At 69.6% G+C, this 23,478-nt stretch carries 26 protein-coding genes; 16 read left to right on the plus strand and 10 right to left on the minus strand.

The genetic code is table 11. From position 1 onward, the window contains the following. Positions 1 to 97: 97 nt before the first annotated feature. On the minus strand, positions 98 to 556 hold the full coding sequence (ybeY, locus tag BLR99_RS00205) for an rRNA maturation RNase YbeY (protein ID WP_011797256.1): 459 nt from the start codon (positions 554 to 556) through the stop codon (positions 98 to 100). A 303-nt stretch (positions 557 to 859) separates the two neighbouring features. On the opposite strand from ybeY, the gene BLR99_RS00210 reads away from it, so the two are divergent. The 3 genes from BLR99_RS00210 to BLR99_RS00220 are packed head-to-tail and all read left to right on the plus strand — an operon-like array spanning position 860 to position 2,605. Next, positions 860 to 1,726 (plus strand): DUF6402 family protein, encoded by an 867-nt coding sequence (locus BLR99_RS00210; RefSeq protein WP_074686507.1) that lies wholly within the window; start codon positions 860 to 862, stop codon positions 1,724 to 1,726. Continuing rightward, entirely contained in the window at positions 1,726 to 2,136 is a 411-nt protein-coding gene (locus BLR99_RS00215) for a hypothetical protein (RefSeq protein WP_017438784.1), read from the plus strand. Before BLR99_RS00210 ends, BLR99_RS00215 begins: the two co-directional genes overlap by 1 nt. 55 nt (positions 2,137 to 2,191) lie before the next feature. Then, a complete protein-coding gene (locus tag BLR99_RS00220; RefSeq protein ID WP_074686509.1) occupies positions 2,192 to 2,605 on the plus strand; it encodes a hypothetical protein in 414 nt (137 codons plus the stop codon). Between the two features lie 195 nt (positions 2,606 to 2,800). Here the strand turns inward: BLR99_RS00220 and BLR99_RS00225 are convergent, their stop codons facing one another. After that, positions 2,801 to 3,751: a PhoH family protein gene (locus BLR99_RS00225; protein ID WP_074686511.1), complete on the minus strand. Its 951-nt coding sequence runs from the start codon at positions 3,749 to 3,751 to the stop codon at positions 2,801 to 2,803. A gap of 48 nt (positions 3,752 to 3,799) precedes the next feature. On the opposite strand from BLR99_RS00225, the gene ruvA reads away from it, so the two are divergent. From ruvA to BLR99_RS00250, 5 genes are all read left to right on the plus strand, one after another. Next, a complete protein-coding gene (gene ruvA, locus BLR99_RS00230) occupies positions 3,800 to 4,372 on the plus strand; it encodes a Holliday junction branch migration protein RuvA (RefSeq protein WP_074686513.1) in 573 nt (190 codons plus the stop codon). Positions 4,373 to 4,472: 100 nt separating this feature from the next. Then, a complete protein-coding gene (locus BLR99_RS00235; protein WP_074686668.1) occupies positions 4,473 to 6,410 on the plus strand; it encodes a trypsin-like peptidase domain-containing protein in 1,938 nt (645 codons plus the stop codon). Positions 6,411 to 6,453: 43 nt separating this feature from the next. Next, the gene (ruvB, locus tag BLR99_RS00240) at positions 6,454 to 7,527 is read left to right on the plus strand and encodes a Holliday junction branch migration DNA helicase RuvB (protein WP_074686515.1); all 1,074 of its coding nucleotides are present in this window, start codon (positions 6,454 to 6,456) and stop codon (positions 7,525 to 7,527) included. Positions 7,528 to 8,082: 555 nt separating this feature from the next. Continuing rightward, positions 8,083 to 8,694 (plus strand): phage tail protein, encoded by a 612-nt coding sequence (locus BLR99_RS00245; protein ID WP_011797250.1) that lies wholly within the window; start codon positions 8,083 to 8,085, stop codon positions 8,692 to 8,694. 98 nt (positions 8,695 to 8,792) lie between these two features. Next, positions 8,793 to 9,407, plus strand: coding sequence for a phage tail protein (locus tag BLR99_RS00250; RefSeq protein WP_011797249.1), 615 nt, complete (start codon positions 8,793 to 8,795; stop codon positions 9,405 to 9,407). Between the two features lie 8 nt (positions 9,408 to 9,415). Here BLR99_RS00250 and BLR99_RS00255 read toward each other — a convergent pair whose 3' ends face one another. The 4 genes from BLR99_RS00255 to ttcA all read right to left on the minus strand — a co-directional run bounded on the left by BLR99_RS00255 (position 9,416) and on the right by ttcA (position 12,942). Continuing rightward, positions 9,416 to 10,594, minus strand: coding sequence for a DSD1 family PLP-dependent enzyme (locus tag BLR99_RS00255; protein WP_011797248.1), 1,179 nt, complete (start codon positions 10,592 to 10,594; stop codon positions 9,416 to 9,418). Further along, complete coding sequence (locus BLR99_RS00260; RefSeq protein ID WP_011797247.1) at positions 10,578 to 11,219, minus strand: histidine phosphatase family protein; 642 nt, start codon at positions 11,217 to 11,219, stop codon at positions 10,578 to 10,580. The genes BLR99_RS00255 and BLR99_RS00260 overlap by 17 nt, the downstream gene beginning before the upstream one ends. A 22-nt stretch (positions 11,220 to 11,241) precedes the next feature. Continuing rightward, positions 11,242 to 11,943 carry a DUF4136 domain-containing protein gene (locus BLR99_RS00265; RefSeq protein ID WP_074686517.1) on the minus strand — a complete coding sequence of 234 codons (702 nt, stop codon included), beginning with the start codon at positions 11,941 to 11,943 and terminating at the stop codon, positions 11,242 to 11,244. Between the two features lie 66 nt (positions 11,944 to 12,009). Next, positions 12,010 to 12,942: a tRNA 2-thiocytidine(32) synthetase TtcA gene (gene ttcA / locus BLR99_RS00270; RefSeq protein WP_074686519.1), complete on the minus strand. Its 933-nt coding sequence runs from the start codon at positions 12,940 to 12,942 to the stop codon at positions 12,010 to 12,012. A gap of 161 nt (positions 12,943 to 13,103) precedes the next feature. Between ttcA and BLR99_RS00275 the strand changes: the two genes are divergently transcribed. The 4 genes from BLR99_RS00275 (at position 13,104) to BLR99_RS23320 (ending at position 17,691) form a co-directional block, all read left to right on the plus strand. Next, on the plus strand, positions 13,104 to 14,540 hold the full coding sequence (locus tag BLR99_RS00275) for a cache domain-containing protein (protein ID WP_074686521.1): 1,437 nt from the start codon (positions 13,104 to 13,106) through the stop codon (positions 14,538 to 14,540). Beyond that, the gene (locus BLR99_RS00280; RefSeq protein ID WP_011797243.1) at positions 14,537 to 15,196 is read left to right on the plus strand and encodes a response regulator; all 660 of its coding nucleotides are present in this window, start codon (positions 14,537 to 14,539) and stop codon (positions 15,194 to 15,196) included. The genes BLR99_RS00275 and BLR99_RS00280 overlap by 4 nt, the downstream gene beginning before the upstream one ends. Before the next feature lie 153 nt (positions 15,197 to 15,349). Continuing rightward, a complete protein-coding gene (locus BLR99_RS00285) occupies positions 15,350 to 17,413 on the plus strand; it encodes a carbon starvation CstA family protein (protein ID WP_011797242.1) in 2,064 nt (687 codons plus the stop codon). 80 nt (positions 17,414 to 17,493) lie between these two features. After that, positions 17,494 to 17,691 carry a YbdD/YjiX family protein gene (locus tag BLR99_RS23320; RefSeq protein WP_041828234.1) on the plus strand — a complete coding sequence of 66 codons (198 nt, stop codon included), beginning with the start codon at positions 17,494 to 17,496 and terminating at the stop codon, positions 17,689 to 17,691. A 17-nt stretch (positions 17,692 to 17,708) separates the two neighbouring features. Here the strand turns inward: BLR99_RS23320 and BLR99_RS00295 are convergent, their stop codons facing one another. Together BLR99_RS00295 and BLR99_RS00300 are read right to left on the minus strand one after the other, a co-directional pair. After that, positions 17,709 to 18,080 carry a dihydroneopterin aldolase gene (locus BLR99_RS00295; protein WP_017440054.1) on the minus strand — a complete coding sequence of 124 codons (372 nt, stop codon included), beginning with the start codon at positions 18,078 to 18,080 and terminating at the stop codon, positions 17,709 to 17,711. Between the two features lie 67 nt (positions 18,081 to 18,147). Then, on the minus strand, positions 18,148 to 18,969 hold the full coding sequence (locus BLR99_RS00300; protein ID WP_074686525.1) for an SDR family oxidoreductase: 822 nt from the start codon (positions 18,967 to 18,969) through the stop codon (positions 18,148 to 18,150). Between BLR99_RS00300 and BLR99_RS00305 the strand changes: the two genes are divergently transcribed. From BLR99_RS00305 to BLR99_RS00315, 3 genes are all read left to right on the plus strand, one after another. Beyond that, on the plus strand, positions 18,968 to 20,116 hold the full coding sequence (locus BLR99_RS00305; RefSeq protein WP_074686670.1) for a class I SAM-dependent methyltransferase: 1,149 nt from the start codon (positions 18,968 to 18,970) through the stop codon (positions 20,114 to 20,116). The genes BLR99_RS00300 and BLR99_RS00305 overlap by 2 nt on opposite strands. Before the next feature lie 240 nt (positions 20,117 to 20,356). After that, complete coding sequence (locus BLR99_RS00310) at positions 20,357 to 20,551, plus strand: DUF2905 domain-containing protein (RefSeq protein ID WP_017439510.1); 195 nt, start codon at positions 20,357 to 20,359, stop codon at positions 20,549 to 20,551. A gap of 115 nt (positions 20,552 to 20,666) precedes the next feature. Further along, the gene (locus tag BLR99_RS00315) at positions 20,667 to 21,578 is read left to right on the plus strand and encodes an amino acid ABC transporter substrate-binding protein (RefSeq protein WP_017439509.1); all 912 of its coding nucleotides are present in this window, start codon (positions 20,667 to 20,669) and stop codon (positions 21,576 to 21,578) included. 58 nt (positions 21,579 to 21,636) lie between these two features. Here the strand turns inward: BLR99_RS00315 and BLR99_RS00320 are convergent, their stop codons facing one another. Further along, positions 21,637 to 22,095, minus strand: coding sequence for a GNAT family N-acetyltransferase (locus tag BLR99_RS00320; protein ID WP_074686527.1), 459 nt, complete (start codon positions 22,093 to 22,095; stop codon positions 21,637 to 21,639). Between the two features lie 153 nt (positions 22,096 to 22,248). Here BLR99_RS00320 and BLR99_RS00325 point away from each other — a divergent pair, with 153 nt between their 5' ends. Beyond that, positions 22,249 to 23,184, plus strand: coding sequence for an ROK family protein (locus BLR99_RS00325; protein WP_074686672.1), 936 nt, complete (start codon positions 22,249 to 22,251; stop codon positions 23,182 to 23,184). Between the two features lie 12 nt (positions 23,185 to 23,196). On the opposite strand, the gene BLR99_RS00330 is transcribed toward BLR99_RS00325, so the two are convergent. Next, the gene (locus BLR99_RS00330; RefSeq protein ID WP_041827601.1) at positions 23,197 to 23,457 is read right to left on the minus strand and encodes a helix-turn-helix domain-containing protein; all 261 of its coding nucleotides are present in this window, start codon (positions 23,455 to 23,457) and stop codon (positions 23,197 to 23,199) included. Positions 23,458 to 23,478 lie beyond the last annotated feature (21 nt).

Consider the following 23,478-nt stretch of genomic DNA (forward strand, 5'->3'; position numbering starts at 1 on the left):
CCGGCGAAACGGTTCTGGCGAGGCGTCGCATCGGCAGGCGGTACGCCCGGTACGGCAAGATGCGGCAACGACGCCAGAAGGGCTCTGTGGGCCGTTCTCAGTCCGCGTAGGGGTCGGCGAAGCCCAGCTCCTGCATGATGGCCGTCTCGTAGGCCTCCATCTCGTCCGCGTCCTCGGCGCTTGTCTCGTGGTCCCAGCCCTGGGCGTGCAGGGTGCCGTGCACCAGCAGGTGGGCGTAGTGCTCGTGCAGCGCCTTGTTCTGCTCGCGGGCCTCGCGCTCGACCACGGGCGCGCAGAGCACCAGGTCGGCCATGACCACGGGCTCCTGCGCGTAGTCGAAGGTGAGCACGTTGGTGGCGTAGTCCTTGTGCCGGTACTCGCGGTTCAGGGCCTGGCCCTCTTCGGCATCGACGATGCGCACGGTAATCTCCGCGTCCAGCGAGAGCGCGTGGCGGATCCAGCGGACGACGGCATGCCGGGGCAGGGCGGCGCGGTGCGCCTCCACGCCGGGAAACCGGGCGAACTGCAGGGAGAGGGAGAGCTGGTTCAGGGCCATGGGAGCCTAGCGTCGTCGTATGGATTGAATGATTCGCTATTTGGTGCGAAAGCCAAACCCGGCGAAGCGGTTCTGGCGAGGCGCTGCATCGCAGGCGGCGCGGCGGAGTGCGCCGGGCGTCCCCCGGCTGTCGCGGGTGTGCCCAAGCGCGTCCAGCCATTTTGCCCCCGTGCCGCTGAAAAATATCGATAGCTCGCTACCAAAAAAGAAGCGATTCTCGGCAGGGCCGCTCCCACCCATCGGCGCGGCTGCCCGGCACCGTTACACGCCGTCACCACGCCGCCGCTCCATCCATTCGACGATATAGAGAAGCTTCGCTCGGAACTCGAAAAGAAACTGCCGCCCAAGATCCGGCGCTTCCGGCTCGATGAGATTCCGGGTGTGATGCGCTCGCACCTGGGGTGGCCGGTGGCGGCGGCACTGATGGAGCGGTGGTTCAGGGGCGTGGGGTTTACGATCAGCCTGCCGATCAAAATCAGCAAGTCGCCAAACAAGCTACACCAGTTGCCTGCCTTGCAATTGGAAGAAAACGTGGTCACCATGGGCTGGGCCTTGGGCTTTTCCCGTGTGCGGGCCGCCGTGTCCCAATTGCAGGCGCGATGGAACAGCCCTGCGGGGATGGTGGAGCTAAAAAAACGTGTTGAACAGCAGGCGATAGGTAGAACCCCGCCCTGGCGCTTTGGCGATCTGAACCAGCCGGGCAAGATCCTGGACGACACCTGCCAGGTGAATTTCCTGAACGTAGGCCGATTCGGCGACCCCCTGGACGACTTCTACGGCGCCATGGGCGAGGCGACGCTCAAGATCGCGGTGTCGGGCTTGGTGACGCCCGCAGGGCCCAGGGGATCGGGCAAGGTATCCATCGCGATCGACGAGTTGGCCTTCTACCTGCGCGACTCCTATGACTTCAACGACGATTCCTTACTGTCGCAGCCGCTGGGCTTCTGGGGGCCTCTCGGCGTGAAGCGTTCCCCCCGGTCCGCGATGGACATTCCCCTCGACGAGCAGTGGATATACGCCGATGCCGACGACGCGAGCCGCCAGAGCTATCTGGTGCAGAACCGGCATTTCCGGCAATGGCGCGCCCTGCATGGTCGGGGCGGGGATTTCATGATCGTCTCCGATGTGCACCGCGTGCGCCTCGCGTTTCCGATCACGCTGGAGTGGTGATGAAACTGTCCCGACTCAAGAACGTGTCCTGCATCGTCTGGTGCCTGGCGCTGCATGCCTGCGTGGCGCTGGGCTGGTATGCGACCCGGCCGACGCTTTTCACCATCGACAACAGTCCCCATGATGTCTACCGGCTGGAGACTTATCACGCATCGCCGTGGCAGCGCATCGTGCATTACGACCAGAAGTACCCGGCCATCTTCCGCCTGTACCGGGTCGAGCCTAGAGAACTGCTGGGAGAAAGCGAGGTGGTCGATCTCATCGGCGGCGGCGACGTCAGTTGGCATCTTGATCCGCCTGTGCAATTCAATACAGTCTATGCCGGGAGCGTCATGTTTGAAAACATCCCACCGGAATGCACGGAGGCGGCGCGGATACCGAGTTGCCCCCGCACCCAGGCTGCGGAATGAACACTTTCGCCAAGCGCCCTGCGCGCCTTGCGTTCCCGATCACGCTGGAGTGGTGATGAAACTGCCCCGACTCAAGAACGTGTCCTGCATCGTCTGGTACCTGGCGCTGGATGCCTGCGTGGCGCTGGGCTGGTATATGACCACGCCGACACTGTTCAACAGCTACAACAGCCCCCACTATGTGTATCGGCTGGAGATCTACCACGCATCGCCGTGGCAGCGCATCGTGCACCGCGACCAGAAGGTTCCGTCCGTCGTCCGCCTCTACCGGATCGACCCCCGGGAGCGGCTGAGGGAAAGCCAGGTGGTCGACCTTGCGGCCGGCCGTGAGATCCGCTGGCAGCTCGACCCGCCCGAGCAAGCCAACAAAGTCTATGTGGGCAAGGAGGTTGTCTTCGAGAACATCCCGCAGGAATGCACGGAGGCGGCGCAGATACCGGGTTGCCCCAATACGGAGCCTCCGGCATGACCGTCCCCGATAGGCGCCAAGTGCATCGCGTGCGCCTTCCGTTTCCGATCGCGCTGGAGTGGTGAGGAAGCGGTCTCATCGCCGCGGTTCTGGCGAGGCTCTGCATCGCAGGCAGTCCACGCCCGAATGACGAGATGCGGCAGCGGCGCTGGAAGGGTTTCGTTGGACGCTCTTTTATCTGTAGCGATCCGCCGGTCAAGCCGCGCCGGAACGGCTGCTGCGCTGGGCGTCGTAGGCATCGACGATGCGTGCCACCAGCGGGTGCCGCACCACGTCCGCGCTGGTGAAGCGCGTCACGGCGATGCCCTTGACGCGCTTGAGCACCCGCTCGGCGTCGATCAGGCCGCTCATCGCGCCCTTGGGCAGGTCGATCTGGCTCACGTCGCCCGTCACCACCGCCCTGGCGCCGAAGCCGATGCGCGTGAGGAACATCTTCATCTGCTCGGGCGTGGTGTTCTGCGCCTCGTCGAGGATCACGAAGGCATTGTTGAGCGTGCGCCCGCGCATGAAGGCGAGCGGCGCGATCTCCAGCGCGTTGCGCTCGAACGCCTTCTGCACCCGGTCGAAGCCCATCAATTCGTAGAGCGCGTCGTAGAGCGGGCGCAGGTACGGGTCGACCTTCTGCGTGAGGTCGCCGGGCAGGAAGCCCAGGCGCTCGCCGGCCTCGACCGCGGGGCGGGTGAGCACGATGCGCTGCACCGCGCTGCGCTCGAGCGCGTCGACGGCGCAGGCCACCGCAAGATACGTCTTGCCGGTGCCGGCCGGACCGATGCCGAAGGTGATGTCGTGGCTGGCGATGTTGTCGAGGTACACGCTCTGCGTGGGCGTGCGCGCGCGCAGGTCGGCGCGGCGCGTGTTGAGCACCACGGCGCCGTCGGGAGCCTCCCGCAGGGCACCGTCGCCCGCGAGCATGAGCTGCACCTGCTCTTCGGTCACGGGCCGGTCGGCGATCTCGTAGATCGCCTGCAGCAGCTCCATCGCCTGGGTGGCGCGGGCCTTGGGACCGTCCACCTTGAACTGCTCGTGGCGGTGCGCGATGCCGACGGACAGCGCCGCCTCGATGGTGCGCAGGTGGGCATCGGCCGGGCCGCACAGGTGCGTGAGCCGGGTGTTGTTGTGGGGGGTGAAGGTGTGGCGCAGGATCACGCGGATAATTCCGGTTGTACGTCGGCAGGACGAAAAGACAGGACGAAGATGATAGGCAAACTCACCGGCACGTTGCTGGAGAAAAACCCGCCCGAAGTGCTGGTGGACTGCCATGGCGTGGGCTACGAGGTGCAGGTGCCGATGAGCACCTTCTACAACCTGCCCGCGGTGGGCGAGCGCGTGCAGCTGCTCACGCAGTTCATCGTACGCGAGGATGCGCAATTGCTCTATGGTTTTGGCAGCGCGCCGGAGCGCCAGGCCTTCCGCGAGCTCATCAAGATCTCGGGCGTGGGGCCGCGCACGGCGCTGTCCATCCTCTCGGGCATGGGGGTGGATGATCTCGCGCAGGCGGTGTCGCTCCAGGAGGTCGGCCGTCTGGTGAAGGTGCCCGGCATCGGCAAGAAGACCGCGGAGCGCCTGCTGCTGGAGCTCAAGGGCAAGCTCGGCGCCGACATCGGCGCGCGCCCCGAGGCCGCGAACGACGCGCAGGCCGACATCCTGCAGGCGCTGCTGGCGCTCGGCTACAACGACAAGGAAGGCGCCGCCGCGCTGAAGGCCCTGCCGAAGGACGTGGGCGTCAGCGACGGCATCAAGCTGGCGCTCAAGGCGCTGGCGAAGTGAGAAAAAACCGGAGAGCCCGGCGGCACTGCAACGCGGCCGTGGCACATTGTCGGGTCAAGGCGGTGCATGGTGCCCGCCGAAATACAACAGGAGGATGGCCATGGATCTGAGACTGGCGAGCGTTCGATCGGTGATTCTGCTGGGGGCCGCGGCGCTCCTGGCAGCCTGCGGTGGGGGTGGAGGAGCGGACACGGCAGCCGCCGCGGCCACGCCCGCTGCGGCGACGGCGCGGGCGGTGGTGTGGAGCGTGGATTCGCTCGAGCAGCCCGCCACGGCCGCGCAGGACACCGTTCGCGTGAAGGACATGAGCGCGCGTCCTGCGGTGGTGCCGGCGCGCGTGTCGCTCGGCGCGATGCTGGAAGCGCGCAGCGATGCCGCGGCCACGGGCACCGGCGCTCGCCAGATCGGCAGCGTGCGTGCGGTGGCCGCCACGGCCACCCCCGCCGAGCTGTCGGCCCAGCTGCAATGGACGCCCACGCCGGCTGGCGGCCGCGTTGCCGCGATCAGCGTCTCGGCGCAGGATGCGCATGGCCTGCGCCTAGGCGTGCTGGTGCGTGCCCTGCCGGGCGGCGCGCAATTGCGCGTCTACCGCCAGGACCGCCCCTCCGCCGTCTACGAGATTTCGGGCCAGGAAGTGCTGCAGTCGATCGACCGCAACATCGCGGCCGGCGACACGTCGGATGCGGCCCGCACCTGGTGGACGCCCGATGCCGGCGGCGACGAGGCCACGCTCGAGATCGAGCTGCCGCCCGGCACGCCCGCCAGCGCGCTGAACATCGCGATCCCGCGGGTTTCGCACATCTACACCGATCTCTCCCTGCCCTCGGCCGACGACGGCGAGCAGGCCAAGATCAACGAATCGGGAACCTGCAACCTCGACTCCACCTGCTACGACACTTATGCCAGCCAGCGCAACGCCGTGGCGCGCATGGTCTTCGTGCGGCCCGACGGCAACGCCTACGTCTGCACCGGCACGCTGCTGAACGACCGCGACGGCACGCGCACGCCGTATTTCATCTCGGCCAACCACTGCTTCTCGTCGCAGACCGTGGCCTCCACGCTGCGCACCGACTGGTTCTACCGCTCGCCGAGCTGCAACAGCCGCACGCTGTCGGCCAACGCCACGGCGCGCACCGGCGGCGCCACGCTGCTGTATGCCAATTCCAGCACCGACACGCTGTTCGTCCGGCTCAACGAGACGCCACCGGCCGGCGCCGTGTTCGCCGCGTGGAACGCCGGCACGCAGCCCCTCGGCAGCGCGGCGGTGGGCATCCACCACCCCCGGGGCGATCTGCAGAAGATCTCGTTCGGCTCCATCACGTCGCTGAGCTCCTGCAGCGCACTGAGCGAGTCGAGCACCAGCTTCTCCTGCAGCGGCACGTCGGGCAACTACTACCGCGTCGGCTGGACCGACGGCGTGACCGAGGGCGGCAGCAGCGGCTCGGGCCTCTTCGTGAACGGCGCGCTGGTCGGCACCCTGTACGGCGGCAGCGTCACCTGCTCCGCACGCAACGGCTCTGACTACTACGGCCGCTTCGACGTGGCCTACGGTGCGGCGCTGCAGCAGTGGCTCTCCCCGGCTACCAGCTCGAACGGGCGCACCGCCGTCTACCGCTTCTTCAACGGCAGCACGGGCGCGCATTTCTACACGTCCAGCGCGGGCGAACGCGACTTCGTGCAGCAGACCTACCCGGCGTTCAGTTACGAAGGCGTGGTCTTCTATGCCTACGGCAGCCCGACGGCGGGCCAGAACGCGGTCTACCGCTTCTTCAACACCTCGACGGGCGCGCACTTCTATACCATCGACGCCGGCGAGCGCGATTTCGTGCGCGCCACCTACCCGGCGTTCCAGTACGAAGGCCCCGCGTGGTATGCCCAGACGGCGGCCGGCAATGGCTCCACGGCGATGTACCGCTTCTTCAACACGAAAACCGGCACGCACTTCTACACGATCAGCCAGGGCGAGCGCGATTTCGTGATCGCGACCTACCCGGTGTTCAAGTACGAAGGCCCGGTGTACTACGCCTGGACGAACTGACGGCCCGGCGGCGCTTGGCCTTCCTCTCCCGCTTCCCGAACCCATGAGCATCCAGACCGACGACTTCGCCCCCGTGCCCCCGCCCAAGCGGGTGGTCTCCGCCGCCCCCACCTCCCCGCAGGAGGAGGCGCTGGAGCGCGCGCTGCGGCCCAAGCTGCTGCAGGAGTACGTCGGCCAGGCGAAGGCGCGCGAGCAGCTGGAGATTTTCATCGGCGCCGCGCGCAAGCGCGAGGAGGCGCTCGACCACGTGCTGCTGTTCGGCCCGCCGGGCCTGGGCAAGACCACGCTCAGCCACATCATCGCGGCCGAGCTGGGCGTGAACCTGCGCCAGACCAGCGGTCCGGTGCTGGAAAAGCCCAAGGACCTGGCGGCGCTGCTCACCAATCTCGAGAAGAACGACGTCCTCTTCATCGACGAGATCCACCGCCTCTCGCCCGTGGTCGAGGAAATCCTCTACCCCGCGCTGGAGGACTACCAGATCGACATCATGATCGGCGAGGGGCCGGCGGCGCGCAGCATCAAGCTCGACCTGCAGCCCTTCACGCTGGTTGGTGCCACCACCCGCGCCGGCATGCTCACCAACCCGCTGCGCGACCGCTTCGGCATCGTCGCGCGGCTGGAGTTCTACACGCCCGAGGAGCTGTCGCGCATCGTCACGCGGTCCGCGGGGCTGCTGAACGCCCCCATCGACGCGCAGGGCGCGTTCGAGATCGCGCGCCGTTCGCGCGGCACGCCGCGCATCGCCAACCGGTTGCTGCGCCGCGTGCGCGACTACGCCGACGTGAAGGGCGACGGCCGCATCACGCAGGACATCGCCGAGCGCGCGCTCGCCATGCTGGACGTGGATCCGCAGGGCTTCGATGTGATGGACCGCAAGCTCCTGGAGGCCGTGGTGCACCGCTTCGACGGCGGCCCGGTGGGGCTCGACAACATCGCCGCGAGCATCGGCGAGGAGCCCGGCACCATCGAGGACGTGATCGAGCCCTACCTGATCCAGCAGGGTTACCTGCAGCGCACTCCGCGCGGCCGCATCGCCACCCTCGCGGCGTTCCGGCACCTGGGCGTGGCGCCCTCGCGCCAGCACACCGACCTGTTCGGCGGGCTGCCGGCCGCCTGACCGGCCGCGGACATTGCGGTGTCCGCCTTCCATCTTGGGCCCTCCCGGAGCGGGCCGCAAGCGTTCCACTTCCGGTGTTGCCGCAAGGCGTCATTCGGGGAAATCCCGTGCGTTTTGCCATGCGCCTGGTGTCTACTGGGATAACCAGCCACTATGCGATGCATTGAAAACAATGCCTTCCGCCAAGGCCGGGTTCAGAGCAATCAATGAACGGATGAGAGGGAAATCACGATGGATCCGATTCTTGGACAGATCATTTTCTGGGCCACGCCGTGGACTCCGGCTTCCGGCACGCCCGCGGCACCCGTGAGCATTCCCGTCACGGGGATCACGTTGCAGCCGGGCACACGCTGAACTGCATCATCGCCACCGAAGGCATCTACCCCTCGCGCAACTGAGGGGCCGGCGCACGCGTCTTTCCGGCCCGGCCGGAGTCCGCGGCGTCCCGTCGAAACCGTTCACCCGCCCCCTTCACGGGGGGCAGCGGAGCGGTGCGTCCCGCGCCATGCGCACGGGACCACTCAAATCAATGTCCAACCGAAAGTGAGGGAAACCATGGATGAAGCGTATATCGGCACCATCGTGCTGTGGGCCGGCAGCTGGGTACCGAGGAACTGGGCGCTGTGCGACGGGACGCAGCTGAATATCATGGACTACCAGGCGCTGTACTCCCTCATCGGCGTGCGCTACGGTGGCGATGCGCGCACCACGTTCAACCTCCCCGACCTGCGCAACCGGGTGCCGATGGGGCTGCAGGCGGCGTCGCAGATGCCCGGCGCCACGGGCGCGGCGTCGCAGGTCCTGACCGTGACCGGCTCCGCCACCGGCGTGATCGCCGCCAACCAGTTGCCGCCGATGAGCGGCAAGGCGTCGGTGTCCATTCCCGCGAACAACGCGCCGGTCGCGGCGAATCTCACCGACGTCCCGGGCCCCAATGCCGTGCTGGCCAAGGGTGTGGCGAGCAACTTCAGCGCGAAGATCTACACGAGCGACGCTGCCAACACCAACCTCAAGCCCTTCGACGCGCCGGTCACCATCAGCCAGGGTTCCCCGCAGCAGCCCCTGTCGCTGCCGGTGTCGCTGTCGGGCCAGGTAAGCACCCTCCAGCCCTCGCTGACGCTGAACTTCATCATCTGCCTGCTGGGGCTGTATCCCGACCGGCCCTGACGGGCCGGCTGTGTCCCATGGGCTCCGCATGCCGCCAGCGGCAGGACTGCGCCGCGGGCTGCGGAGCGTTCCAGACATCTTGAGGAAAGAGGGAAATCATGGATGAGAGTTACATCGGCACCGTGCTGCTGTGGACCGCGGCCTTCGTGCCGCGCGGCTGGGCACTGTGCGACGGGTCGGTCCTGAACATCACGCAGAACCCGGCGCTGTTCGCGATCCTGGGCAACCGCTTCGGCGGCGACGGGCGCACCACCTTCCAGTTGCCCGACTTGCGCAACCGCGTTCCCATGGGCCTGCAGACGGTGGATCAGCCGCCCGGCCCGACGGGCGCCGCGTCGCATTCCGTGGTGCTCAACGGAGCGGCGGCGGGCATGGTCTCCGCCAGCCAGTTGCCGCCGGTGGGCGGCAACGTATCCCTGGGCATTCCTGCGAACAGCGCGCCGACACCGGCCAACGTGACCGATACGCCCGGTCCCGCGGTCGTGCAGTGCAAGGGGAAGGGAGGCAACTTCGACGTCAGGAAATGGACGAGCGATGCCCCGAATGCGAACCTCAAGCCGTTCGATGCCCCCGTGACCGTCGCCCCGGTGGGTGCCCAGCAGCCTCTGAGCCTGCCGGTGGCAGCGTCCGGGACGGTGGGCACGCTCCAGCCGTCGCTGACGGTGGCCTTCATCATCTGCGTGCAGGGGCTGTTTCCGCCCCGGCCCGACTGAGCCCGCCCTCAGGTCACCGCGCCCCGGGCGTCCACGCGCAGGATGCGCTCGACCACGCCGTGCGCGAGCCCGCCGCGCACGCCGATGAGGTGGCCGTGGAGGTTCACCGTCGGGTCGCAGTGGCCGGGGATGAGCCAGAGCATGCGGCCGATGGCGGGCAGCCGGGCACGGAGGCTGTCCGCGAACAGCAGGCCGTGCTCGTCGCCGCCGTTGGCGTAGCGCAGCGCACGTTCAGGCGGCAGGAAGGCGACCTGCGGCAGCCCCGAATCGATGGCGTGGCTCTTGTGGCCCGCATCGCAGACGGCGTGCGTGTCGCGGCTGGAGATGACCTGGGTCTTGATGAACAGCGCATGCTCGAAAGCCGGCTGCGCGGGCTCGCGCTCGTTGGCCGCGTAGTCCGCGTCCATGAACAGGAAGGAGCCGGCCTGCAGCTCGCCGTACACGCCGCTCGCGGCCTCGTGCACCAGGGTGCCCGTGCCCGCGCCGGTGACGAGGGGGACGGGCAGGCCCGCCGCCTGGATGGCATCGCGCGTGGCGCGGGCCGCCTCCACCGCTGCGGCGACCGCGTCGCGCCGTTCGGCCGCGCCGCGCAGGTGCTGGGCCTGGCCATGGTAGGCATGCAGGCCGGCGAAGCGCAGCCGGGCATGGCCGGCGACCGCCTGCGCGAGCGGCACGGCCGCCCCGCCCGGCGGCACGCCGCAGCGGCCCTGGCCGACGTCGATCTCCACGAACACGTCGATGCCGGCATCCGCGCCCGCACCCTCCATGGCTTCGGCCAGGCGGCCGATGCCTTCCAGGCTGTCCACGGCGATCGCGAGGCGCCCGCCCATGCCGGCGAGCTGCCGTGCCAGGCGCGCCACGCGCAGCAGCTTGGCCGGCGCGATCACCTCGTTGCTGATGTAGATGTCCGTCACGCCGCCGGCGGCGAGCGCCTCGGCCTCCGAGACCTTCTGCACGCAGGCGCCGCCGGCACCGGCCTGCTGCAGGCGCAGCGCCAGTTCGGCGCACTTGTGCATCTTCGCGTGCGGGCGCCAGCGTACCTGGTGCTTGCGCGCGAACTCGGCCATGCGCTGGATGTTGCGCTCCATGGCGTCGAGGTCCACGACCGCGGCGGGGGTGTCGATCAGGTCCACCCGCTGGCCGATGGTGGCGTGCAGTGCGGCGGCGGCGTCAGGCATGGTTTTCATCGCGGGCGGCGTCCTCGAGGTGCTGCGTGTCGGCCCAGCCCACCAGGGTGAGTCCGTCTTCGGTCCAGAGCAGCCGGTTGATGGCGGCGTTGGCCAGGAGCCAGGTGCGCGGTGCCTGCAGTTCCTGGCCGGTGGCGGCGCGGTAGAGCACGTCCATCACGCCGCCGTGCGCCACGAGCACGATGAGTTCGCCCGGGTGCTGCCGGGCGAGGGCGTGCGTGGCGGCGGTGATGCGTTCGCGGAAGGCCAGCAGCGATTCGCCGCCCTCGGGCTCGAACTGCGGGTCGCGCTGCCGCCAGCGGCGGGCCTGCTCGGGCAGCTCGGCCTCGATCTCGCGGAAGGTGCGCCCCTCCATGAGGCCGAACGCGCGTTCGCGCAACCGAACGTCGGTGGCCAGGGGCGCGCCCGTGGCGTCGGCCACGGCCTGGGCCGTGGCATGGGCGCGCCGCAGGTCGCTGGCGTAGATCGCGGCCACGGGCTCGTCCGCGAGCGCCCGGCCCAGTTGCCGGGCCTGCCAGAGGCCGGTGTCGTTCAGGGGAATGTCGAGGTGGCCCTGGATGCGCGTGTCCACGTTCCAGGCGGTCTCTCCATGGCGGATGGCGATGATGCGGGTGGCTTGCTGCATGCGGTGACGGGACTGCCCCGGTTCAGGGGGCCACGACCACTCCCGGCGTGGCGGGCGTGGTGGCGGCCGGGGCGGCGGTCGCGGGGCCCGTGCCCGCCGGCGCGAACGTGGTGCGCACCTGGCGCGGCCCGGCGGGGGGCGCCGGGAATCCGGTGAGCGCGGCATCGAACAGGATGCCGAAGATGGCCGGATCGTTCACCCAGACATCCTCATAGACGGCCGATGTTTCGTAGAGGATCTTCTGCGTGCCCGCGTCGCGCAGAACCAGGCTGGCCTCGCGGCGGTAGAGCGTGGGCGGGCGGTCCATCATCCAGCCGGTGCCCATGCCCAGCCCCCATCCGCCGCGGCCGCCCCAGCCCAGCCCCCATCCCCAGCCGGGATAGGCGGGGCCGTAGTAGGGCCAGGAGGCGGGCCAGGTGGTGCTGGCGCTGGCGCCGATCTGCAGCACCAGCCGGGCGTTGGCGTCGTCGCGCTGCAGTCCCACGCGCGCGAGCGACTGCTGGGCCAGCGCCTCGATGGGCGCGAACTGCGCGGCCTGGGCCTGCTGCGAGGGCAGGCGTTCCAGGCGATAGGTGGGCGGGGAGGGCAGCCCCGGCAGGGTGGAATAGGTGGACACGGTGCTGTCCACCGTGCGGGTGGTGGCGCAGCCGGCCAGCACGGCGGCGGCCAGCAGCAGCCCGAGGCTGCGGAAGAGCCGGGGCAGCCCGGCGGTGGTGGCGTTCATGGGCGGTCTCCTGGAATCCGGTACGAAGGGGAGGGCTTCACGGGTCGCTCGGAGGGCCGCGGCGTGTCAGGAAATCTGCACCACCTGCAGGCCCGGCACGGCGGGCGCCGGGGGGAACTCCTCGGCGTCGAAGGCCTTGTCGCCGTCGTCGCTCGCGATGCCCGTGGCCTTCAGATGCTGGAAGTCGTGCAGCGTTCCATCCATCAGGTGCGACGGCACGATGTTCTGCAGCGCGTTGAACATGTTGTCCACGCGGCCGGGGAAGCGCTTGTCCCAGTCGCGCAGCATCTCGCCCACCTGCTTGCGCTGCAGGTTCTCCTGGCTGCCGCAGAGGTTGCACGGGATGATCGGGAACTGCCGCTGCTGGGCCCACCGCGTGGTGTCCTTCTCGGGCACGTAGGCCAGCGGGCGGATCACCACGTGGCGGCCGTCGTCGCTGACGAGCTTCGGGGGCATGGCCTTCATCTTGCCGCCGAAGAACATGTTGAGCAGCAGCGTCTGCAGGATGTCGTCGCGGTGGTGGCCCAGCGCGATCTTGGTGCAGCCCAGCTCGTCGGCCACGCGGTAGAGGATGCCGCGGCGCAGCCGGCTGCACAGGCCGCAGGTGGTCTTGCCTTCGGGCACCACCCGCTTGACGATGCTGTAGGTGTCCTGGTTCTCGATGTGGAAGGGCACGCCGGTGGCGGCCAGGTACTCGGGCAGGATGTGCTCCGGGAAGCCCGGCTGCTTCTGGTCGAGGTTCACGGCCACCAGGTCGAAATGGATGGGCGCGCGCTTCTGCAGCTTGATGAGGATGTCCAGCAGGGTGTAGCTGTCCTTGCCGCCGGACATGCACACCATGACCTTGTCGCCCTCCTCGATCATGCGGTAATCGACGATGGCGCGGCCGACCTCGCGGCACAGGCGCTTCTCGAGCTTGTGCGCCTCGCGTTCGATCCGGGCCTGCGCGGGGCGGGAGGCGTCGGCGGTCCAGTCGGTGTCTTGTGGCAGGGCGGTCATGGGAGGGAGACAATCGGGTCCGCGGAAGCAGGAAGGGCACGCGCGGGCTGCGCGGTGCTTCCCGCTTCCGCTCGGCGCCGCCGTGCGGCGGCGCCCGTTCAAGGGGCGGGGGACCGCCGATTTTACGGCGGGAACGCATTTCCGGGACGGATGGAAGGCGCATGGGAACAGGCAAGGACGTATTTCGCGGAGCCCCGCCGGACGGCGCGTCCGCGGCCGGCGCGGCGGACCCCGCGGCCCGCCTGCGCACGAAGATCGTGGCGCTGGCGGTGGTGCCGCTGCTCGTCACCCTGGCGCTGGTGACGGCCCTGGTGCGCCACCAGGCGCAGGACCTCGCGCGGCGCGAGCGCGCCCTGGTGGAGCAGTCGTACCTGCAGCAGCGCCGCAGCGAGCTGCGCAGCTACGTGGACCTGGCGGTGAGCACCGTGCGGCCGCTCTACGAGGCGGGCGGCGACGACCCGAAGGCGCGGGAAGAGGCGATGCGCCGCCTGGCCGCGCTGGACTACGGCAGCGACGGCTACTTCTTCGTCTACAACATGCAGGGCCGCTCCCTCATGCACTCGCGCCAGCCGGAACTGGTGGGCAGGATGCTGTGGGACCTGCGCGATCCCCAGGGGCGGCCGACCATCCAGCAGCTCATCGCGCAGGCGCAGGCCGGCGGCGGCTTCGTGGAGTATTCCTGGCCCAAGCCTTCCCTCGGCGGGCAGCTCGCGCCGAAACTGGGCTACGTGATCGCCCTGCCGCACTGGAACTGGATGGTGGGCACGGGGCTGTACCTGGACGACATCGAGGCCACGCAGGCCGGCCTGGAGCGCCAGGTGGGCTCCAACGTGGGCACCACGATGTGGTGGATCGCGGGGTTCGCCGCCCTGGGCTTCGCGGCGATCAGCGCCTGCGGGCTGCTGCTCAACCTCAGCGAGCACCGCCTGTCGGAGGCCCGCCTGCGCCTGCTCGCGCGCCGTGTGGTGCAGTCGCAGGAGGAGGAGCGCGGCCACCTGGCGCGCGAACTGCACGACGGCACCAGCCAGACCCTGGTCTCCGCCAAGCTGCTCATCGAGTCGGCGGTGGAGGAGATCGAGCGCGAGCGCCCGGCGCCGGCCACCCTCGGCACCGCGCTCCAGCACCTCAACGAGGCCCTGGGCGAGGTGCGGCGCCTGTCGCACGAGCTGCGCCCGGCGCTGCTGGACACCCTGGGCCTGCCCGCCGCGCTGGAGCACCTGGCCCGCGCCTTCGGCGAACATGGCCCGGTGGCGGCCTCCGCCGACGTGGCCCAGCCGCCGGGTCCGCTGCCGCAGGACGTCACCACCGCGCTGTTCCGCGTCGCCCAGGAGGCGCTCACCAATGTGCGCAAGCATGCGCAGGCGCGGCAGGTGCACGTGACGCTGGAATGCGTGGGCGGCGGCGTGCAGCTGGAGGTGCGCGACGACGGGCGGGGCTTCGATCCCGCGGCGCTGCAGCACGATCCGCGGCGCGGCATCGGCCTGCGCAACATGCACGAGCGCATGGCGGCCATCGGCGGCCGGCTGCAGGTGCGTTCGGGCGCGGGCGGCACGCGCGTGGTGGCCGAGGTGCCCGCGGATAGGATGGAGCCCGCATGACCGCTGCTGCCATCGCTCCGCTGGAGCGTCCCGTCCGCCTGTTCCTCGTCGATGACCATGCCCTGGTGCGCGACGGCCTGCGCGCGCGCCTGGGCAGCCTGCCCTGGGTGGCGATCGTGGGCGAGGCCTCGGGCGCGGAAGAGGCCGGACCGCTGATCGCGCGGCTGGCGCCCGGCATCGTCCTCATGGACGTGGGCATGAAGGACGTGAGCGGCCTGGACTTCGCCGCCCGCCTGCTGGCCGGCGACGGCGCCCCGCGGGTACTCATGCTGAGCATGTACGACAACCCCGAGTACGTGCAGCGCGCCCTGCAGGTGGGCGCCAGCGGGTACGTGCTCAAGGACGCGCCGGCGTCCGAGCTGGTCGCGGCGCTGGAGGCGGTGGCCGCGGGAGGCACCTTCCTCAGCCCGGCCGTGTCGCAGCGGCTCTTCCGCAACCAGGCCCCCAAGCCGCTGCTCACCCCGCGCGAGAGCGAGATCCTGGCGGCGCTGGGCCGGGGCGCCTCCAGCAAGCAGATCGCCTGCGATCTCGGCCTGAGCGTGCGCACGGTGGAGGCGCACCGGCAGAACATCCGCCGGCGGCTGGAGCTGGGCAGCCTGGCGGAGCTGATCCGCTATGCCGTCGAGCACGCCAAGCGCTTCGACACGGGCCGCTGACGCCCGGGGCCTGTCGACAGTCCTAGGGTTGTCCCTTACGAAATTCCACCCGGCCCGCCTACGTGGCAGGGCGGATGCGCGCGGCGCCCCTGGCCGGGATACTGGCCTGCCCCCGGGCCACCGGGGCCGATCCCGCATTCAGGAGACAAGTCCATGCCCCTCATCCGCCGCCACCTGGTGTGGCTCTGCATCGCCGTGCTCGGCGCCTGGGCGCTCGGCACCGTCGCGCTGACGCGCGGCGAGGCCGTCAGCGCGCTCTGGATCGTCGTCGCGGCGGTCTGCGTCTATCTCATCGCCTACCGCTACTACAGCCTGTTCATCGCCCGGCGCGTGCTGGGGCTGGACGCCCGGCGCGCCACGCCGGCCTGGCGCCACAACGACGGGCTGGACTACGTGCCCACCAACAAGCATGTGCTGTTCGGCCACCATTTCGCCGCCATCGCGGGCGCGGGGCCGCTGGTGGGCCCCGTCCTGGCCGCGCAGATGGGCTACGTGCCGGGCCTGCTGTGGCTGCTGGCCGGCGTGGTGTTCGCGGGGGCGGTGCAGGATTTCATCGTGCTCTTCATCTCCACGCGGCGCGACGGCCGCTCGCTGGGCGACCTCGTCAAGCAGGAGATGGGCACCGTGCCGGGGCTGATCGCGCTCTTCGGCACCTTCATGATCATGATCATCATCCTGGCCGTGCTGGCGCTGATCGTGGTCAAGGCGCTGGCCGAGTCGCCCTGGGGCGCGTTCACCGTGGCGGCGACCATCCCCGTGGCGCTCTTCATGGGCGTGTACCTGCGCTTCCTGCGCCCGGGCCGCATCGCCGAGGTGTCCATCATCGGCTTCGTGCTGCTGATGGCAGCGATCTTCGGCGGGCAGGCCGTGGCCGCGCACCCCACCTGGGGCCCGGCCTTCACCTTCTCGGGCACCACGCTCACCTGGATGCTGATCGGCTACGGCTTCGTCGCCGCCTCGCTGCCGGTGTGGCTGCTGCTCGCGCCGCGCGACTACCTCTCCACCTTCCTGAAGATCGGCACCATCGTGGCGCTGGCCATCGGCATCGTGGTGGTGGCGCCCACGCTGGAGATGCCGGCGATCACGCAGTTCGCGCAGGGCAACGGCCCCGTCTGGTCGGGCAGCCTGTTCCCGTTCCTCTTCATCACCATCGCCTGCGGCGCGGTCTCGGGCTTCCACGCGCTGATCTCCTCGGGCACCACGCCCAAGATGCTGGAGAACGAGACCCACGCCCGCTACATCGGCTACGGCGGCATGCTGGCCGAATCCTTCGTGGCCGTGATGGCGCTGGTGGCCGCCTCGTGCATCAACCCCGGCATCTACTTCGCGATGAACAGCCCCGCGGCGCTCGTGGGCACCACGCCCGAGGCGGTGGCGCAGACGCTCTCCACCTGGGGCTTCGTGATCACGCCCGACATGCTGGTGCAGACCGCGAAGGACGTGGGCGAGCACACCATCCTGGGCCGCGCCGGCGGCGCGCCCACGCTCGCCGTGGGCATGGCGCACATCCTGCACCAGGTGGTGGGCGGGCCGGCCATGATGGCCTTCTGGTACCACTTCGCGATCCTGTTCGAGGCGCTGTTCATCCTTACCGCGGTGGACGCCGGCACGCGCGCGGGCCGGTTCATGCTGCAGGACCTGCTGGGCAGCTTCGTGCCCGCGCTCAAGCGCACCGATTCGCTGCCGGCCAACCTGGTCGCCACCGCGCTGTGCGTGGGCGCCTGGGGCTACTTCCTCTACCAGGGCGTGGTCGATCCGCTGGGCGGCATCAATACGCTGTGGCCGCTGTTCGGCATCTCCAACCAGATGCTGGCCGCCGTGGCGCTGATGCTGGGCACCGTGGTGCTGTTCCGCATGAAGCGCGAGGCCTTCGCCTGGGTGACCATCGCCCCGGCCGCCTGGCTGCTGGCGTGCACGCTCACGGCCGGCTGGCAGAAGATCTTCTCGGCCGACCCGAAGATCGGCTTCCTGTCGCACGCAGCGAAGTACGCCGAGGGCATCGCCCAGGGCACGGTGATCGCGCCGGCCAAGACGGCCGAGGCCATGTCGCGCATCGTGCTCAACGACCGCATCAACGCCGGGCTCTGCGCGCTGTTCATCTTCGTGGTGCTGAGCGTGCTGGTCTATAGCGTGCGCGCCTGCCTGCAGGCCCGCGCCGCCAACCGTCCCACGGCGCAGGAGACCCCGTTCGAGGCCCTGCCGGAGGGCGCGCGGTGAGTCCGGCGGCCGATGGCAGCGGGAACGGAAGCGGCGCCCGCAGCGCCGCGGGCCGGCCGCTGCAGGCAGCGCGCGGGGCCGTGCAAGCCGTCGCCACGGGCGGGCGCTACCTGGCGCAGTCGCTGCGCCTCATGGTGGGCCTGCCCGACTACGATGCCTACCTGACCCACCGCGAGCGCACGCATCCCGGAGAGCCGGTCATGAGCTACGCCGAGTTCTTCCGGGAGCGCCAGGACGCGCGCTATGGCGGCAACGGGCGCATCGGCCGCTGCTGCTGAATGTCAGGCCGCCGGGGTCACCATTCCCCGCATTCCATCCTTATCGCCACCTCGCAGTCGTCGAAGATTTCGAGCTTGGCGATCTTCACGCGCACGCCGAGCACGCCGGGCAACTGCATCAGCCGGCGCGTGAGCTTGCCGATCAGGCTCTCGAGCAGGTTGACGTGCTCGGCCGTGCATTCGTCGATGATGATCTGGCGCACCTTGCGGTAGTCCAGCACGTGGCCGATGTCGTCGTCGTGCGGCAGCAGCGGCTGGCGGCCCTGGTTGAGCTCCGCATCCACCTGGATGGGCTGGGGCGCGGTCTTCTCGTGGTCGAGGATGCCCAGGTTGGCATCGAAGCGCAGTCCGGTGAGCGTGAGGATCTGCAGGCCGCCGTCGTGGTGCATGGACATGATGGCTGTGGAAGGAAAAAGGAGAAGGAAAAGGCGGAGCGGAAAGGGCGCGGGGCCGGCGTCACATGAGCGAAAAATCGCGCTCGAAGCGCATCAGGTGCTGCCCGCCGTCCACCAGCAGCGTGGTGCCGGTGATGGAGCGGTTCTCCAGCGCGAACCGCACGGCGGCGGCCACGTCCTCGGGCGTGGAGGAGCGGCCCAGGGGACTTTGCCGGTGCAGCTCGCGGAATTTCTCGTCGGACAGCATGTGGCTGGTCAGCGTGAGCCCGGGCGCCACCCCCACCACGCGCACGCGCGGGGCCAGGGCCTGCGCCAGCAGGGTGTTGGCCGATTCGAGCGCGGCCTTGGAGAGCGTGTAGCTCAGGAAATCGGGATTCGGGTTCCAGAGCTTCTGGTCGAGCAGGTTCACGACCACGCCCTGCAGAGGGCGGGCGCCGGCCTCTGCGCCGGCTGCTGCCTCGGTATCGGCCCCCGCGCCGCTGCGCGCGGCGAGATGCGCATGCAGCGCCTGCGCCAGCAGGATCGGCGCGGCGGTGTTGCTGCGCAGGTGTTTTTCGAGGGCCGCGAAGCCGAAGCTTGCCGCATCGTCGTGCTCGAAGAGCGAGGCGCTGTTGACCACGGCATCCACCGTGCCGAGTTCCGCGGCCACGCGCGGCAGCAGGGCGCGCACGGCGGCTTCGTCGTGGAAGTCGGCATCAAACACCGCGCTGCCCGGCGTGCGCGCGGCGCAGTCGGCGGCCGTGCGCAGGGCTTCCTCGCGCGAGCCGCGGTAATGCACGGCCACGCGCCAGCCCGCGGCGGCGAGCGCCAGGGCGATCTCGCGGCCGAGGCGCCGGGCGGCGCCGGTGACCAGCACGGTACGGGGAGAAGCGGAAGAGGGCATGGGGGACAATCGGGCCGTGACGACGACAGAACAGCCCCCCAGTTTATCGAGCGCCCTGGCCCGGCGCATCGCCGACGGTATCGCCGAGGCCGGCGGCTGGACCGGTTTCGACCGGTTCATGGAATGGGCCCTCTACACGCCCGGCCTGGGCTACTACGCCAACGCGCTGCCGAAGTTCGGTGCCCTGCCGCAGTCCGGCAGCGATTTCGTGACCGCGCCGGAAATGTCCCCCGTGTTCGGCCAGGCCCTGGCGCGGCAGGTGCGCGAGGCACTGGACGCCACCGGCACGCACGACGTATGGGAGTTCGGCGCCGGTTCCGGCGCGCTGGCCGCCCAGCTGCTGGAGGCGCTGGGCGACTGCGTGCGGCGCTACACCATCGTGGACCTGTCGGGCAGCCTGCGCGAGCGCCAGCGCGAACGGCTCGCGCCCTGGGGCGACCGCGTGCAATGGGCCCAGTCCCTGCCGGAGCGCATCGAGGGCGTGGTGGTGGGCAACGAGGTGCTCGACGCCATGCCGGTCCGACTGCTGGCCCGCCACGGCGGCGCGGAAGGCGGCACGTGGCACGAGCGCGGCGTGGTCGTGGAACCCGCTGACGGCGGCGTCCCCCGCTTCGCCTGGGAGGACCGCCCCACGGCCCTGCGCCCGCCCGTCGAGCCCGAGGGCCCGCAGGACTACCTCACCGAGATCCATGCGCAGGGCGAGGGCTTCCTGCGCATGCTGGGGCAGCGCCTCGCGCGCGGCGCGGCTTTCCTGATCGATTACGGCTTCCCCGAGGCCGAGTACTACCACCCGCAGCGCCACATGGGCACGCTGGTGTGCCACCGGGCCCACCAGGTCGATTCCGACCCGCTCTCCGACGTGGGGGCGAAGGACATCACCGCGCACGTCAATTTCACCGCCATGGCCCTGGCCGCGCAGGAGGCGGGGCTGGACGTGCTGGGCTACACCACGCAGGCGCACTTCCTGATCAACTGCGGCCTGCTCTCCCTGCTGGAGCCGCTGCCGCAGGCGCAGCGCGCGCAGGCCGCCAAGCTCATGATGGAGCACGAGATGGGCGAACTCTTCAAGGTGCTGGCCGTGGGCGCGGGCGTGCCGGCCTGGACGCCGGTGGGCTTCGCGCGCGGGGACCGCACGCACCGGCTGTAGCGCCCCGCGGGTGCCGCGGGCCCGGAGCGCTTCCGCCCCCGAAGACCGACGCGGCGGCGCACGGCGTCTAAATCTGCGCTGCCGGGAGAACCTGGACCTGGTGCGACTTGATCGGCAGGTGAGAAAGTCACAACCTTGTGGTATGTGCATTCCCTTCCGCGGAAAGCCCAGCCCACCCACCCGTTGTCCCGGCGCACCGGGGGGGATGCGTCGAACCGGCTCTGCACCTACACTCGCGGCATGCTGCGCTGGCTCATCGTCGTCTTCCTCGCCCTGGTGCTGCTCCAGGGGCTGGCGCCTTTCCTGCAGCGGCTCGGCGTGGGGCGCCTTCCGGGGGATTTCCATTTCCGCCTGTTCGGGCGCGAGTGGCACCTGCCCCTGGCCAGCACCCTGCTGCTCAGTGCGTTGGCCAGCCTGGTCGCCAAGTGGATCTGAGCACGGGCGAGGGCGTCACATGCACGGCGTTTTCCCCTGGCACAGTGATTGCCTGGCTTTGGCTCCACCACCCCTTCCTCTTACTTTTCCTTCCTTCTCGATCCGGTCCTCTCCCATGATCCGCCGCTCTTTCCGGCTGCTGGCGCTCGCCGCGGCCTTTTCCGCCCTTTCCGCTCCCGTCCTGGCCCAGGCGCCTGCCGACACGATGGCCCGCATCCAGCAGACCCGCACCATCACCCTGGGGGTGCGCGAATCGGCCTGGCCCTTCTCGTTCGTGGACGCCCAGAACGGCGGCAAGGCGGCCGGCTATTCGGTGGACCTGTGCCAGGCGGTGGTCGAGGAAATCAAGAACACGCTCAAGCTCAAGGACCTGGAGGTCAAGTACCGCACGGTGAGCGCCGCCGAGCGCATCCCGAAGCTGGAAGCGGGGGAGATCGACCTGGAGTGCGGCTCCACCACCAACACCAAGGCGCGGCAGGAGCGGGTGGCGTTCGGCCCCACCATGTTCGTGGCGGGCATCCGCGTGCTCGTGCCCAAGGGCACCAAGGCCGACACGGTGCAGAACCTCGCCGGCATGACGGTGGCCGTGAGCAAGGGCTCCACCTCCGAGAAGCTGCTCACCCAGCTCACGGCGAACGAGGTGAAGGCCAAGGTCAAGGTCTTCGACAACAACGACGAAGCGTTCAAGGCCCTGCGCGCCGGGACGGTGAAGGCGTTCGCCCAGGATGACTCGCTGCTGCTCGGCCTGGTGGCCCGCAACAAGGCGCAGGACGCCCTGGCGCTCGGCCACTTCGTGCTGTCCGTGGAGCCCTACGCCATCATGGTGCGCAAGAACGACACCGCGCTCATGACCGTGGTGGACCGCACGCTCGGCAAGCTCTACACCAGCCGCGAGATCGATCCCATCTACAAGAAGTGGTTCCTGAACAACCAGATCGCCATCCCGGTGGGCCGGCTGACGCGCGAGAGCTTCAGCCGTCCCAACAAGGAGGCGGGTGTGGCGATGATGCTCGGCTACTCGCTGTGATGGGCTGAAGCCCGCTTTCTCCGATGCGGTCCTGCCGCATCGGAGAAAGCGGCAGCTCTCATGCGGGCGAATTCCCGAGCAGTTGGTGGTAGGTGATGTACACCTCTTCCCGTTCGTAGCCCAGCGACTCGTACAGGCTTTGAGCCGCCCTGTTGCTCGTGGCGGTGTCCAGCGTCAGGCGCTGGGCGCCTGCCTTCGAGAAATGGTCGGTAATGTGGTTCATCAGATACCGGGCGTATCCCTTCTGCCGACAGGTCTTGGCCATGTAGAGATCTGAAAGGTAGTAGTAAGGCCGCATGGACAGAGAGCAGGTCGCTGGATAGAGCTGCGAGAAGCCTGCGGGTTGGCGGTTGTCGTCGAGGAGCAGGAAGATCTCGGAGCGTTTCTCCCGGAGGTTGGCCTGGATGAAGGCCCGCGAGGCCGCGAGGTCGTTGTCCTTCTCGTAGAAGATGCGGTATTCGTTGAACAGCCCGGCGATGGCATCGAGTTGTTCGAGGGTGCAATGGATGACTTGCATGGTTGTCTGCGGGTTGGTGTATCGACCCGCAGTGTGCACCCGGCGCCCCCGGCCTACACTGCAGCCACGCCGGTTGCATCCATACTGCCGGCTCGATGTTTCACGGCGCGCGCCGGCATGGCGCGGCGCCTTTTCCGATCGACCGAGGTGGCGATGAGAGCTTGTATCGACATAGGGGGAACGAAGGTCGCGGTGGCGCTGGCGCCCGCGGGAACGGACCGGGCCGCGCTCGTGGCGCGGCGCAGCGAGCCGACCGTGAAGGAAGGGCCGCCCGACGCGCTGGCGCGCCAGTGCCTGCGCATGGTGGACGAGGCCTGTGCCGAGGCCGGCATATCGCGCGCGCAATTGCAGTCCACCGGCGTGGCGAGTTGCGGGCCATTTATCCTGCAGGACGGCATGGTCGAGGTCTCCACGCCGAACATCTGCGGCGGCCTGCCCGGTGCCGACCGCAGCCTGCTGCCCAACGACTGGACGAGCATCCCGCTGCAGGCGCCGCTGGCCGAAGCCCTGGGCCGCGTGAACGTGCAGAACGACGCGGTGGCGGCCCTGGTGGCCGAACGCCGCTGGGGGGCGCTGCAGGGGCAGGACCACTGTGCCTACGTCACCTGGAGCACCGGCATCGGCGTGGGCCTGTGCGTGGACGGCAGCGTGCTGCGCGGCAAGAACGGCAACGCGGGGCACGCGGGCCACAGCTTTTCCAGCGACGGCCCGCCCGAGGCCGCCTGCGGCTGCGGCAACGTGGGTGACGTGGAATCGCTGGTGGCGGGCAACGCCATCCCGCGCCGCTGGGGCCGCGATGCCGGCGGCCTGATCGGCGCCGCGCGCCAGGGGGATGCCGCCGCCGCCGAGGCCGTGGCACAGATGTGCCGCGTGCTCGGCCGCATGCTCTACAACCTCGTCGCCATCCTGGACCTGCAGCGCATCAGCGTCGGCGGGAGCGTATTCCTGCACCACCAGGATTTCCTGCTGCCCCGCCTGCAGGCCGAAGTATCGGGCCGCCTGCCCGCGCTCACCGGCGGCGTGCTGGTGGTGCCGGCCGGCCTGGGGCACCAGATAGGGGATTACGCGGCGCTTGCCATGGCCGGCTGAGCGCGGGCAGGCTCAGGGCCCGGCGGCCGGAGTGCTGGCGGTGACGGCGGCTCCGTAGAGCGCCAGCAGGCCCACGACGTGCCCGATGGCGACGCCGGGCTCGCCCGATTCGATGCGGCCGATCGTCTGCACGTGCACCCCGAGGCGCGCCGCGGCCGCGGACTGGCCGTCGCCCGCCGCCAGTCGTGCCTGCTTCGCCGCCGCACCCAGGGCGCGGATCGCCTGCAGGGCGTCCTCGGAGATGTCCACGGAGATGCGTTTGCCTTGGGCCATGTGCGGATTGTGCCCGTGCCG

Source organism: Paracidovorax citrulli, assembly GCF_900100305.1.
GTDB lineage: Bacteria > Pseudomonadota > Gammaproteobacteria > Burkholderiales > Burkholderiaceae_C > Paracidovorax > Paracidovorax citrulli.

Coding starts and splice junctions, on each gene's coding strand:
- ybeY (WP_011797256.1), bottom strand. CDS start 556: ATGGCCCTGAACCAGCTCTCCCTCTCCCTGCAGTTCGCCCGGTTTCCC.
- BLR99_RS00215 (WP_017438784.1), top strand. CDS start 1,726: ATGAAACTGTCCCGACTCAAGAACGTGTCCTGCATCGTCTGGTGCCTG.
- BLR99_RS00220 (WP_074686509.1), top strand. CDS start 2,192: ATGAAACTGCCCCGACTCAAGAACGTGTCCTGCATCGTCTGGTACCTG.
- ruvA (WP_074686513.1), top strand. CDS start 3,800: ATGATAGGCAAACTCACCGGCACGTTGCTGGAGAAAAACCCGCCCGAA.
- BLR99_RS00235 (WP_074686668.1), top strand. CDS start 4,473: ATGGATCTGAGACTGGCGAGCGTTCGATCGGTGATTCTGCTGGGGGCC.
- ruvB (WP_074686515.1), top strand. CDS start 6,454: ATGAGCATCCAGACCGACGACTTCGCCCCCGTGCCCCCGCCCAAGCGG.
- BLR99_RS00245 (WP_011797250.1), top strand. CDS start 8,083: ATGGATGAAGCGTATATCGGCACCATCGTGCTGTGGGCCGGCAGCTGG.
- BLR99_RS00250 (WP_011797249.1), top strand. CDS start 8,793: ATGGATGAGAGTTACATCGGCACCGTGCTGCTGTGGACCGCGGCCTTC.
- BLR99_RS00255 (WP_011797248.1), bottom strand. CDS start 10,594: ATGAAAACCATGCCTGACGCCGCCGCCGCACTGCACGCCACCATCGGC.
- BLR99_RS00260 (WP_011797247.1), bottom strand. CDS start 11,219: ATGCAGCAAGCCACCCGCATCATCGCCATCCGCCATGGAGAGACCGCC.
- BLR99_RS00265 (WP_074686517.1), bottom strand. CDS start 11,943: ATGAACGCCACCACCGCCGGGCTGCCCCGGCTCTTCCGCAGCCTCGGG.
- ttcA (WP_074686519.1), bottom strand. CDS start 12,942: ATGACCGCCCTGCCACAAGACACCGACTGGACCGCCGACGCCTCCCGC.
- BLR99_RS00275 (WP_074686521.1), top strand. CDS start 13,104: ATGGGAACAGGCAAGGACGTATTTCGCGGAGCCCCGCCGGACGGCGCG.
- BLR99_RS00280 (WP_011797243.1), top strand. CDS start 14,537: ATGACCGCTGCTGCCATCGCTCCGCTGGAGCGTCCCGTCCGCCTGTTC.
- BLR99_RS00285 (WP_011797242.1), top strand. CDS start 15,350: ATGCCCCTCATCCGCCGCCACCTGGTGTGGCTCTGCATCGCCGTGCTC.
- BLR99_RS00295 (WP_017440054.1), bottom strand. CDS start 18,080: ATGCACCACGACGGCGGCCTGCAGATCCTCACGCTCACCGGACTGCGC.
- BLR99_RS00305 (WP_074686670.1), top strand. CDS start 18,968: ATGGGGGACAATCGGGCCGTGACGACGACAGAACAGCCCCCCAGTTTA.
- BLR99_RS00300 (WP_074686525.1), bottom strand. CDS start 18,969: ATGCCCTCTTCCGCTTCTCCCCGTACCGTGCTGGTCACCGGCGCCGCC.
- BLR99_RS00310 (WP_017439510.1), top strand. CDS start 20,357: ATGCTGCGCTGGCTCATCGTCGTCTTCCTCGCCCTGGTGCTGCTCCAG.
- BLR99_RS00315 (WP_017439509.1), top strand. CDS start 20,667: ATGATCCGCCGCTCTTTCCGGCTGCTGGCGCTCGCCGCGGCCTTTTCC.
- BLR99_RS00320 (WP_074686527.1), bottom strand. CDS start 22,095: ATGCAAGTCATCCATTGCACCCTCGAACAACTCGATGCCATCGCCGGG.
- BLR99_RS00325 (WP_074686672.1), top strand. CDS start 22,249: ATGAGAGCTTGTATCGACATAGGGGGAACGAAGGTCGCGGTGGCGCTG.
- BLR99_RS00330 (WP_041827601.1), bottom strand. CDS start 23,457: ATGGCCCAAGGCAAACGCATCTCCGTGGACATCTCCGAGGACGCCCTG.